The sequence below is a fragment of the Shinella granuli genome, assembly GCF_004341885.1.
GTDB classification, from domain to species: domain Bacteria; phylum Pseudomonadota; class Alphaproteobacteria; order Rhizobiales; family Rhizobiaceae; genus Shinella; species Shinella granuli.
The window spans coordinates 15,998-27,396 of the sequence record NZ_SLVX01000037.1; the positions used below are offsets into that span (position 1 = coordinate 15,998).

The 11,399-nt window shown below is 59.2% G+C and carries 8 protein-coding genes; 2 read left to right on the forward strand and 6 right to left on the reverse strand.

Annotated elements, in window-relative coordinates:
• Positions 1 to 31 precede the first annotated feature (31 nt).
• Positions 32 to 1,294, forward strand: coding sequence for a benzoate/H(+) symporter BenE family transporter (locus EV665_RS29425; protein WP_133036873.1), 1,263 nt, complete (start codon positions 32 to 34; stop codon positions 1,292 to 1,294).
• 202 nt (positions 1,295 to 1,496) lie between these two features.
• On the opposite strand, the gene EV665_RS29430 is transcribed toward EV665_RS29425, so the two are convergent.
• Together EV665_RS29430 and EV665_RS29435 are read right to left on the reverse strand one after the other, a co-directional pair.
• A complete protein-coding gene (locus tag EV665_RS29430; RefSeq protein ID WP_133036874.1) occupies positions 1,497 to 2,759 on the reverse strand; it encodes a type II toxin-antitoxin system HipA family toxin in 1,263 nt (420 codons plus the stop codon).
• On the reverse strand, positions 2,756 to 2,983 hold the full coding sequence (locus EV665_RS29435) for a helix-turn-helix domain-containing protein (protein ID WP_133036875.1): 228 nt from the start codon (positions 2,981 to 2,983) through the stop codon (positions 2,756 to 2,758). Before EV665_RS29435 ends, EV665_RS29430 begins: the two co-directional genes overlap by 4 nt.
• A gap of 209 nt (positions 2,984 to 3,192) precedes the next feature.
• Here EV665_RS29435 and EV665_RS29440 point away from each other — a divergent pair.
• A protein-coding gene (locus EV665_RS29440) for an IS5 family transposase (RefSeq protein WP_133036876.1) occupies positions 3,193 to 3,950 on the forward strand; the annotation gives its coding sequence in 2 pieces (ribosomal slippage) (positions 3,193 to 3,517 and positions 3,517 to 3,950; 759 coding nt in all).
• 16 nt (positions 3,951 to 3,966) lie between these two features.
• Here the strand turns inward: EV665_RS29440 and EV665_RS29445 are convergent.
• The 4 genes from EV665_RS29445 to EV665_RS29460 form a co-directional block, all read right to left on the reverse strand.
• A complete protein-coding gene (locus tag EV665_RS29445) occupies positions 3,967 to 5,055 on the reverse strand; it encodes a hypothetical protein (RefSeq protein WP_133036877.1) in 1,089 nt (362 codons plus the stop codon).
• 83 nt (positions 5,056 to 5,138) lie between these two features.
• Positions 5,139 to 7,910: a hypothetical protein gene (locus EV665_RS29450; RefSeq protein ID WP_133036878.1), complete on the reverse strand. Its 2,772-nt coding sequence runs from the start codon at positions 7,908 to 7,910 to the stop codon at positions 5,139 to 5,141.
• A 63-nt stretch (positions 7,911 to 7,973) separates the two neighbouring features.
• Entirely contained in the window at positions 7,974 to 10,556 is a 2,583-nt protein-coding gene (locus tag EV665_RS29455) for a hypothetical protein (RefSeq protein WP_133036879.1), read from the reverse strand.
• Between the two features lie 281 nt (positions 10,557 to 10,837).
• Complete coding sequence (locus tag EV665_RS29460) at positions 10,838 to 11,137, reverse strand: hypothetical protein (RefSeq protein WP_133036880.1); 300 nt, start codon at positions 11,135 to 11,137, stop codon at positions 10,838 to 10,840.
• Between the last annotated feature and the right edge of the window lie 262 nt (positions 11,138 to 11,399).

Here is an 11,399-nt window from a genome sequence, read left to right on the forward strand (position 1 = left end):
CGGCCTCGGATCCGCTTCGGGAGGATTGAAAATGGATACGACACAGCAGACGACACAGGAAAGGCGCCTTGTGGAACGGGGACCCGGCCTTGCGTCGGGCCTCAGGGACCTGCCGAAGCATCTCGGCATCAAGACGATGAGCGCCGGTCTCGTCGCCGCGATCTTCGGCTGCTCCGGCCCGGCTCTCATCGTCATCGGCGCGGCCGAGGCTGGCCATCTCAGCAACGGGCAGACCGTCGCCTGGCTCTTTGCGATCTACGTGCTCGGCGGGTTTATCAGCATGCTGCTGGCACTTTACTACAAACAGCCGATCAACGGCGCCTATTCGATCCCGGGTGCGGCGCTCGTCGCGGGCTCAATTGCGACCATTCCATTTAACGAAGCCGTCGGCGCATTCATCCTGGCGGGCTTGCTGGTTCTCTTGCTCGGGGTCACCGGGCTGATCGGCAAGGTGATGCGCTGGCTGCCAATGCCGATCGTCATGGCGATGATCGCCGGAGCATTGATCCGGTTTGCGATCGGAACCGTGACGGCGCTCGGCTCGGCACCGCTGATTGCAGGTGCCGCGATCCTCGCCTTCTTCATCTCGATGCGGCTGACCAAGACCATACCGCCGGTGCTGGCTGCGCTTGTCGCCGGCCTCATCGCGGCGCTTGCGACGGGTGCGGTCGGCGGCGGTGCTGCCAACATCGCCTTTGCCGCGCCGGAATTCACCATGCCGGTCTTCTCCGTTGATGCCTTCTTCGCGATCGCCATCCCGCTCGCCCTTCTCGTGATCGGTGCCGAGAACGCGCAGGCAACCGGCGTGCTGATGGCCGAAGGCTACAAGCCGCCGGTCAACGCGATGACGATCCTTTCCGGCATCGGTGGCGTCGCGGCCGGTTTCCTCGGCGGCCACAATGCCAATATTGCCGGCCCGATGACGGCAATATGCTCGTCCGAACAGGCCGGCGAGAACAAGGACGGGCGCTATGCCGCGACCGTCGTCAACGGCGTGCTCTTCTCTGCCTTCGGCCTGCTTGCCGGCGCCGCCGTCCCGATCGTGCTGAGCCTGCCGTCCGCCCTCATCGGTACCGTCGCCGGCCTCGCCATGATCGGCGTGCTCCTGTCGGCCTTCCAGAACGCCTTCGGCAAGTCGCTCGGCAACCAGACCGGCGCTTTCGTGGCGCTCGCCGTCGCCATGTCGAACGTCTCGCTGCTCGGCATCAGCGCGCCTTTCTGGGCTCTCGTTGCAGGCGTCATCGTCTCGGCCTTGGTCGAGGCGGGAGCGTTCGGCGAGAAGCAGGTTGTGTAATTGCGGGTTACTGCTATCGACGCCTGCTTCCAAGTTGCCCCATTGCTGTTCTATAAGTCCGGCATGGGGGCGCGAGGCCGCTGTTAGGCTACAATCGCAGATAGGGTCTCAGCCGGGCGGCCGTCTCCGCTCTTGAACGGATACGAACCACCGACCCGTTTGTCCTAGGACAAAGCGGTGGATATCGAGACCATTCGACTGCTTAAGACACCTGCTCCGCGGCTCTCTGTAGCAAACCAGCCCGGCTTGAGATGACCTTGCGAATTGCGTTCAAGATGGGGTGCCTGATCCCCTCGTCGGCCAGTTCTGCAACAAGGGCATCGGCCTCGCTCACAATCCTTTCGGCCATTTGGGCAAGATCGCGAACAAGGATGCGCTGAGAAGATTTGGTTTCGGGCACCAATGTCTTCCAATGCTTCAGTTGGATGGTGTCGGGCACATCGCGGCCACCAATTTTCATGGCGAGCCTCTTTGACAAGCGGGGATAAACGGCCGTGCAAACGACATCGTAGATCGGCGCCAGATCCGGTTCATCGGAGCCATAAAGCAGGGCGTAGTTCTTTCCGTGGGCATCAGCGTTGCCGACGAGATAATGGAAAACCAGCATGCGGATGAATTGCAACCGATCCGCGGCAGGTCTAGCGCAGGCCTGGTCGATCAGCCTGAGAGCATGTTCTGTCCCCGGTCCGCCCTCGGCCTCATACTTCAGCTCCGGCGGCACGCTAAGGGCCTGGCAGAAGTCTTCCTGGTGTAGGCGCTCAATGATGCCGTCTGCAGCTTTCGTCCGATCATAACGCTCAACCAGGAGAAAGGCAGTCGCCCCGTCTAGGCGTATCTCGACATGGGGTACCGGCAGCTTGAGGCGGGCAGCCAGCCGCATACAAAAATACTCGTTCTCCACCGTGCCTTCCAACGCCTGGATGACTGGTTTCAAGATATGGGTCGTTGGTCGACCATCTCTCGCCAAGGCAATGGAATCTCCATCGACAACGACCGCCAGTTTATCCTGCGCGCCGGCGAGCGATAGGCGAATGCCCTCGTCTCCGCCAAGCAAAGGCCGGGTCCGCAGCCTGCTGAGAATTTCTTCCAGACGTTCCGCAGTAAGAATTTCGGCTTGGGACTGGCCGGGAGGTTCGGGCGCCGTGCCGGTGGGATAGAGTGACAAGGCACCTGCGCATTCGCCCCCGATAATTTCGAGTAGCCCGAAGGCGTTGCCTGCCGAAAGGCCGAGCGCTCCAGCGAGGCGTTGCCGCGCCCCCTCGTCCGGCAAGAGACCGGAGAAAAAAGGACGCACCACCTGATCACCAAAGGGTTCTTCTTGCAGGGGCATTGAGAACGAGATCGCACGCGATCGTTGGTCCAGGAGATACGCGCCACCGTAGGCAAAAGTCAGCAGGCCGTCGTCAAGCCGGCCGAGTACGCCCGCCTTGGTGTCGCGAAAATAGACGTCCAAGACGCGGGTCATGATCGCGGGCCCTGGCGACGCCCGACCGAAACAATAAGACCAAGACCGGCCAAGACTTGCATCGCACGGCCAATCTGGCAGCTCTCTTTGCCGGCTTCGAGTTCACGCAGAAAACGTACGCCCACACCAATCACCCCGGCCAATTGCTCCTGGGTTAAACCCTGCTGTTTGCGCTCCTGACGGATCAGCATACCGAGGCTTTTCGTATCTTTGATCTTTTCCATAATCACCCCTATCGGGATGATTATATCATCAGATGGGGCAAAAGGAAGACAAAAGAACCGATCGGGATGATTTTAGGTTTAATGGCGCCAACGGACCGAAATAGAACCGATGGGGATGAATCGACACCACCGCGGGACTACCCTAGGGTCAGGACCCATTGATTTGAAGTGACGGCTGTGATTCAGGTGGACGCGCAGGAGCCTGACTGATGAGCAATTTGTTTTGGCTTACGGACGAGCAAATGGCTCGTCTTCAGCCCTACTTCCCCAAGAGCCATGGTCGCCAGCGCGTTGATGATCGACGCGTTCTGAGCGGCATAATCTTCGTCAACCGTAATGGCCTCAGGTGGCGCGATGCGCCAAAGGAATATGGCCCCTCCAAGACGCTTTATAACCGCTGGAAACGCTGGGGTGACAAAGGCATCTTCATCCAAATGATGGAAGGCCTGGCTGTGCCTGAGGCTCCAGAGCGCAAAACGATCATGATCGACGCGACCTATCTCAAGGCACACCGCACGGCTTCCAGCCTGCGGGTAAAAAAGGGGGTGCGGGTCGCCTGATAGGCCGCACAAAAGGTGGCATGAACACCAAGCTTCATGCCGTAACGGATGCGAATGGCCGCCCGATCAGTTTCTTTATAACGGCAGGCCAGGTCAGCGATTACACCGGCGCTGCCGCCCTGCTTGATGAACTTCCCAAGGCCAAATGGCTGCTGGCCGATCGTGGCTATGATGCCGACTGGTTTCGTGACGCTTTACAGGCCAAGGGCATCACTCCCTGCATCCCCGGTCGGAAATCCCGGAACAAGGCCGTCAAGTACGACAAGCGCCGCTACAAACGCCGTAACCGAATTGAGATCATGTTCGGGCGCCTCAAGGACTGGAGTGTCGCGACACGCTATGACAGGTGCCCAATGGCCTTCTTCTCAGCCATCGCTCTCGCCGCAACCGTCATCTTCTGGCTATGAACAATGAGTCCTGAACCTAGTTGCAGGACACGCGAGTTGCGGGGCTGAATTCGATATGCTCGAACGCAGCGCGCGCGCCGCAATGATACTGTTTGCACGTCCAGTCCGGGTCCTTGAAGGTTACGCTTCCATTTTCATCAAGCACGATCGTAAGCTCGCACTGGCGGTCGTCATCGAGGCGGGCGCTGTATTGATATCCAATATCTGTGCGTGATGCGGTTCCCACAAGAGAGCAGATATGAGCATTTCCTTGTACCGACTCGATGTCGATATTGGCCGTGCCGTCGACATTGGGCCGGATTGCCAGTTCGGACATGCCGTTGCGATAGCAGGTTGACGCGGTCTGTGGCGGGGCTGCATCTGTACCACAAAGGCTGAACGTTCTTTGCCCCAGGCGGAAGGACGTCGGGGACAGGCGCACATATCTGCCGTTCACGGTGTCGGCTTGCCCCTCTCTGCCGCATTGGGCACGGAAGCGAACGTCGTCGCCCTCAACCCTGACATCACCCACTGTGCATTGCATTTCGTAGGCGTTGGTCAGGCTTGGGCCATCAATCACCCTCACCATGGTGCCGAGCATGTCGCCGTGGCGTTCGAGCATCTCCTGTTCGCTCAGGCCGCACAGGGCCTTGTCGGTGACGTACCGCCCGTCTGGAAACGGAAAAACATTCGATCTGGAGGTTGAATCGGTGTCGCCGTTTGACACTTCACCCGAACAAAGACCCATTCTGACCTGATAGGGCCGCGCAGGATCAAGGTTGTTAATCGAAAGACGCCGCCGGCCGTTGCTATCTTCTACATGCCATTCTTGCCGCGACTCCCACGACGAATCCTCCTGTTCGCAGCGCGCGTCGATACGAAGGCTCTGCGCGCCAGTGACGGATATCGCCGTGGGCCAGCAGATACCTTCGTGGAAATCTACCCGTTCGGCAGATATGGTCTGGCGCATGTCGGCGTCCTTGGGAAGGCAGGTCGGAGCCATTCCGGGTTCCGCGGGTTGCCAGACACCGTGAAATGCTGCCGGTATCGTCGTTTCCGAAGCGCTTGCAACCGATATGGAGACCATGAATGCGATGGCCGCGATGCCGAGCGAAGTCCTTGTCATGATCCCCCCAAAAGCCTCCTGGTTTGTTTGCTGAACCAGTTCCCGCCGGATTTTGTCGCCGACGGGTGCGCGGTTCCGTCTGCCTACCACACGACTCTCCACTGTGCGTCGCCCGTCGCGTTCATGCGCTCGAATTCCGCAGTTCTTACCTCGCCATTGTAGCCGCCGGGCAGGATAGTTCCCAGATAATCCCTGACGATGTCAGGTGATGCCGGGCCTGCATTGCCCGAATAGATTTCAACGTGCTGAAGGAAACGACAGATGTACTTCACTCCAGTCCGCAGCGTTTCGCAGCCGATCTTCTCGACCCTTACGAGGCGAGGCCTCAAGCCTCCCATGAACTCGTCACCGACAACGATCGGGAGGCAGTGAAGGGCCTCAAGCGGATTGTTGGCGTTGCCATTTCTGCAGGCGGCCTCTTTGGCTTTCTGGGCTTCAGCGGCAGCTTTGACCCTTCGATAGACGAAGCTGGCGATCTCGGCAGCCGACGGGCCCGATGCATCCTCGAACGCGCCGGCTCGGTCGACCACGACGATTGAGGCAATCGCTGCCTGCTCCCTGGCCTGCGCCAGCAGAGGCGCGAGTCCTGCGGGCTCATACTTGCCGAAAATGCCGAAAATCGCATTCTCCGTGGCAACGACCGGATCGTTGCTGGTTCGCGCCCTATCAAGCTCCGCGACCAGAAGGGCGCGTATTTGAGGGTCCGCCTGCAAAGCGTCACGACGTTCGCGAAGCTGGCCGAGGCGTTCACGTTCGTTGAGGGGCGAAACCGCTTCCTCAGCCTGCCCCATCATCGCGCCGACGTCACGGAAGATGGCATTTGCCCTGGTCAGGCTCTCAAGAGAGGTCGGCAAAGCCGTCATCTCGTGAAGCGCGCTGTCGAGCTGCGGCGAGATGATCTTCATGACCTTCTCACGCAGACGGGTGGTAATATTCGCATCTGGCGGGAGGATGAGACCACGAGCCTCCTTGGCGAGTTTCGCCAGGTGAACCAGGGAATCCGTTTCGTCCGGCAATGCGTCCATATCCTCGAACCGCACCAGAAAGGCGGCGTAGGCAACGGCGTTGCGTTTGGTCGAGATCGCCGCGCGGACTTCGTCAAGGCGCGATATCTCGAGTTCTGCCTTCCTCGCCTCTACTCCCTTTTCAATTGCATCGATGCGAGCGAGAGCATCCGGTTCATCCGGAAGAGCGGAAAGCTCGGCCACAACCTCTTCAGCCCACCCGCCGCTTTCCTGGTGATCGACCAGCATACCGACTGTCTTGTGGTAGTCGTCGCCTCTGAAAACATCCTCGACGGAGGCGCTCGGATAACGCGGCCAGCCCATCCGCGATGGGCAGGCAGTTCTCAGCCAGGTGAGAAACGTCCATCGCTCGTACGATTCCAGGAGACTGAAGGGCAGGCCGGCAAGGGGAACGAACTGTTCGTCGTATAGGATGGGAAGTATCCTCTGGCGCGCATCCCTTACCTGCATCCGCCCGAGGTTCTCACGGTCGGCTATGTCACTCATCCAGTTGCCGAGCAGTTCGCACTGCTGGTCGAGTGTCTGGGCTTCCACAAGAGTCCCGGTCATTGCATCGGAGAGCCTCAGGGGCGGCCCTTCTGTGGGATGGGAAAGGAGCCTGCTCTCCGGTGCAACCGCCTGCATGTGAAACAGCACGGGCTTGCCCGGGAAACGATAGCGTTCCACGAGGAGGCCTTCGTCGCTCCCAAACGGCGAAGCGACGATGTTTATCGGACCCGTTTTGGCGTAAGATCGACCTTCACTGCGATGCAGTTTGGACATGGAAAAGACGATCCGGCCATCACCATCGGTGAAAAGCGGACGCAACGTGATCCAGTAATTGTCCTGGCGCTCTGCCGACATCTCGGGAGGGGAAGCCAGCCTGAAGTATCCATAGGCCTGACCGTCGGCCTCACCGATCGTAAGGAGCGCCGCGTTTCCGGCAAAGGTCGGCCTGTACGACCATTCTTCGAAGAAACGTCTCTGATTGTTCGGGCCGTCCCCCGCATAATACCCGGCCCAGTCGCCGGTAAGCCATTCCTTGCCCGCGAGTGACGGTGTTTGTGCCGGTCCCTGTCTTTGTAGCTCAATCTTGTTGCAATTTGCGCCGCCGTCCGTCTTCCTGCCTGTCATGCGCTCGTCGGCGCCGAGGGAAAGTTCGAGAGCCTGATAGGTTTGTGCCAAGGCAAGATTGACCAGGTTCGCCTTGCCATCGACAATCCGGCCGCGAAGTTGCTGCGGACGGAAATCTTTTGGTTTCATGAACGCGATCACGGTGTCTTCTTCCTGAAGCACGTCCATTGAAATGATAAATTCGCGACGCTCGCCGATGCACCGGCCCGTCCAGTGTCCTTCAAACGGGCCGCCAAGGGAGGGCACGAACCGAGCAGCGGCGGCAGGCGTTTCCTCTTCGGCGCCCGGTCTTTTTGCGATCAGGTCGTGCGTGCCTGAATCAGGCCCGCAGGCATTCGCCGAGCCTTTAAGGCTGAGGCCATTCTCGTGCAGAATCGCTGAAATGGTCGCGGCGCGCCAACCGGCCGGCCTCTCCTGCCATGAACCGGGGATGATCGTCAGGCTACGCGTGCGCGGGGTATATCTGCCTGTGACGGCATGGGAACCGGATACATCACCCGACTGGAAGCGAAGGCTCCCCCGCAACAACGCACCATCGGCCTCCAGTTCGAGGTCGAAATTGACCTCATCACCCCGGCATGAGATTGATCCCTGCCACTGGCCGGCGACATCACTAACTCCGCTGTCGACGCTGGCGGATACAGGCGTTTGCGCAACCGCATGCGATGCAGCAACGGAGATGGCGAAGGCCATCGCAAGACTTTTGAATATTTTCAATTGAAATCCCTCCATATACCGACCGGCGCTCTCGATGGAAGTCGCCGGCCGGTATTTTCAGCGTCAGAACCGGACGGCTGGAACCTGCTTTTCGGTTGCAGCAGATGCGTCCTCGGCGGCGTAGATTTCTTCGGCCGTCTGGCTAATGAAACGTGTGTCCAGCAAGGCGGCCCTGTAGTGATCGCCCAACAGCACCACGCCGCAATCATTTCCCAGATAGTTCTTCGGGAACACGGTCGTTTCATACCATTGAGACGGTACCGCACAGGCGTGGTCACCGAACTCGAAAAGGCGTCGGATCATCGGATCGTCGGGCGCTTCGAGCCAGACATTCATGCTTCCGGACGTGAATGACGGGTGACCGAATTTCCCTGACATGCCGTCGGCAAATGCGCTGGAGCCTTTCTTCAGGTCGCCTGAACGCATCGTCCGGTAAATGGCCGCAACGGCGGGTCGACCGTCATTGCCATTGGCTTGGAAGACCAGAAGATGATCCTCATCAGGGTAGGTGCGCGATGCAAAGGCGAAGGTCAGCCCCGGTGAGACGACCGGCTCCAGCCTGAAAGTTCCCGGCAGTTCGGACGACACGCCGAACTGTGCACCAGACAAGCGAATTTCCACCAGCTTCTCCAGAGCGTCCATGCCGCCGGATGCGTCAAAGGGCATATCGGCCGTGATGCAGTCCGCAGCCAACAGGGCATCATATCTGTCCCGGACGATATCGATCCGGGTTTGGGCAATCTCGGCGTCGGCTTCTTTTTGTTGAGCTTCCAGACGTGCGCGGCTTTGAGCGACGGTCGGCTCATCAGGACCGAAAGCTTCTTCCTCCTTTTTTAGCCCCTCATATCCGAGCTGGATGTTATGAAGGCGGATATCAAGGCTCCCCAACCGCGCGTCAAGCAAACGTGACACCTCGGCAAGGGTCTGCGAGCAACGCTCGCTATCGGCACCCGATGCCGGCGGCGCGGTGCGAGTCTCCCCGCCGTATGCTTCCGTCAGCAGCTTGCGCGCCTCATCGATCGGCATTCCAAGCCTGATGCCGAGAATGTCGAAACGCGAGCCGGGATCGGTTCTATCCTGAGGCGCGGTCTGGTCGATCTGCGGCAGTTCCCTGCGGGTTTCGGTGCCGTCCCCGTGCCTGACGTGAAGCGCGACCGGATGCACTTCCACGACCATGACGGCCTTTCCATTGCTGCTGCTCCTTATAGCCGTATGCAAAATCTGCACTTCGAGCCGGACTTGGTCGGGTTCGGCGTACCCGGTCAAAAGGGCCTCGTCCCGCCAAAGGTGGGCACCACCCGCCGACAGAGCAAACACCATGTACGATGCCTCATCGACTCCGTGATCCGTGTTGATGAAGGCGAAGCTGCCGGGCGACGCATCGCGGGCCAGCTCGATCAATTCTCCGCCGCCGGAATAAACGGCTTCGCCGCCATGAGCCCAGAAGTTACGCAGTGTCCGTTTCGCGGTGCCGTGGTGCAGGACGCGATCCATCAGCACATGGTCGCCCTGCTTCGGCGCATTGCGATCTATCCATTGGACGAAGGCGTCAAGGTCCGCCGCTGTTGGCTTTACATCCCTGTCGAGAAGCGTGCGGGGAATGACCGGCGGGAAACTGATCTCTCGGCCGGATCGAAGAGCCGCGCGCTCGTCTTGCCGGCGCACCGTAAAAAGGCGGGCGATCACCGGCTCCGACTGGCCGATTTCAGGAACCATCCGGGCAATCATGATCCGTTTGGCGAAGTTGTCGATGACGGGGAGCGATCCCTGTGCTGCGGGGTCCTCGCCACCGTATATGCGAACATTGTTGGGATGCGGAAGTGCGAGCAACGGGACCGTCAGCCCATCGTCGGCGTAGATCGCCTGATCCACCAGTTCCACGTCAAGCCCCAGATCCCATTGATCACCAACACGATCCAGACGGGCGTCCTTAACGACATAGCGGATTCCGAGCGTGGGGCGATAGTCGATCCCGGCCTGCAGCACACTCGGGAAGCTGCCTTCGATATACCGGCGTGCCTCGTCCTCGCTCATGGGCAATTCCAGAAACATTGCATCGAACAGAGGGAGTGCCTGCTGGATTTCGTCGAGGGGCCTCTCTCCATTCCTTACGATGGTCAGCGATGCCTTCGCGTGATCATAAGGCCGGAACTCGATCGGGAATGAACTGGCGAAGACCAAGGGCAGTTCCGGTGCCAGCGCAAGCAAAGCCGAACGATGAGCGTCGAGGAACGCGCGGCGGCTGTCGTCCTGCTGAAACTCATTGTCGCCACGCCAGTACGGAACACGCATGCGCATGGTGACATAGGGTTCGAGCGCTGATTCCGGAAGAAAGTAGCGCGCAAAATTCATCGTGAGATCGCGATCTTCGATGACATTGGGGTCAGCCATCAACGCCAAAAGAAGCCGCAACCGTCCACGTATATCTATGCCGCGTCGTTCCGGGAAGAACGCAATCCCCTCGGAAACCTCGAAGCCGATCCTGCGAAGTGTTGCTGCGGTCTTTTCGTCGATGGAGGGAAGCGACACATTTCCGGAAAGTGCAGAGGAATTTGCTCCTTCTTGTGCATTGCCTGTGCTAGTTGCTCCCAACACGGCAACGATGGACAGCACCATCACGACGGTAAATCTAAATATCTTCCCCATAAACATCCCCATCCACCCCGATAGCTTTTGAGTATGGTCGTCAGCATCGGCATGGAGGCCAAAACATCAAGTGAAAATTTAATCACTGGTTAACCTTCGCCCTATCCGACAGGGACGTGCACGACGGTGAAAATACCCGACGGAAGCAAACTAGGCGCGGTTACACCTACAAAGGATATCGCGTTTCTTATTTAGTGATCTCGGATAGGTCGCGGCAACGGCTCTCCACGACGACCGCAGTTCGTGCAAGACTTCGCCTCTGATCGCATGCGTGGATTTCCTCAGCCGATCTCGTTCCGGACATCCCAACCGAGTTCATGAAATCCTTGATGGTGTAACCGCCTGGCATCGGCGATGGCCGATTGATGATAGTCGGAAATCACCCGATTCAGCCTGCCTTTCGTCTTCTGATTTCTCAACACGGCGACACTCGACGTCTTGCTTTCGGATGAGCGGGCCGCGATTGCGATGTCTAGGCCGCGGAGATATGTCAGGGCCGTCTGCCGCCGGTCGTCGTCGACGATGGCCGGCAGATGCGCATCGACGGCGTCGCGCAGAATGTGAAGAATGACAGATTCCATCGGTGTCCTCTATTACTCCGGCCGCTCATGTCCTGCGGCTACGGAAATTGTGCGGCAACCGGCGGCTGGGTGCAAATCGATGGCGGATGGTTTCACGGCACTCTGAAGGGATTGGTGGCGTCGCCGGTTGGCTGTGCAGAATTCTGCAATAGTCAACGGCCCTCGCCTAGGTCCTGTTGACAAAGTGGATTCCCAAATCAGCAGAAGCGTGATTCAAGACTGCTTTTTAGGAGGCAGTTTTGGCTCGCGGCGACCTGACAGA

Coding starts and splice junctions, on each gene's coding strand:
- EV665_RS29425 (WP_133036873.1), top strand. CDS start 32: ATGGATACGACACAGCAGACGACACAGGAAAGGCGCCTTGTGGAACGG.
- EV665_RS29430 (WP_133036874.1), bottom strand. CDS start 2,759: ATGACCCGCGTCTTGGACGTCTATTTTCGCGACACCAAGGCGGGCGTA.
- EV665_RS29435 (WP_133036875.1), bottom strand. CDS start 2,983: ATGGAAAAGATCAAAGATACGAAAAGCCTCGGTATGCTGATCCGTCAG.
- EV665_RS29445 (WP_133036877.1), bottom strand. CDS start 5,055: ATGACAAGGACTTCGCTCGGCATCGCGGCCATCGCATTCATGGTCTCC.
- EV665_RS29455 (WP_133036879.1), bottom strand. CDS start 10,556: ATGGGGAAGATATTTAGATTTACCGTCGTGATGGTGCTGTCCATCGTT.
- EV665_RS29460 (WP_133036880.1), bottom strand. CDS start 11,137: ATGGAATCTGTCATTCTTCACATTCTGCGCGACGCCGTCGATGCGCAT.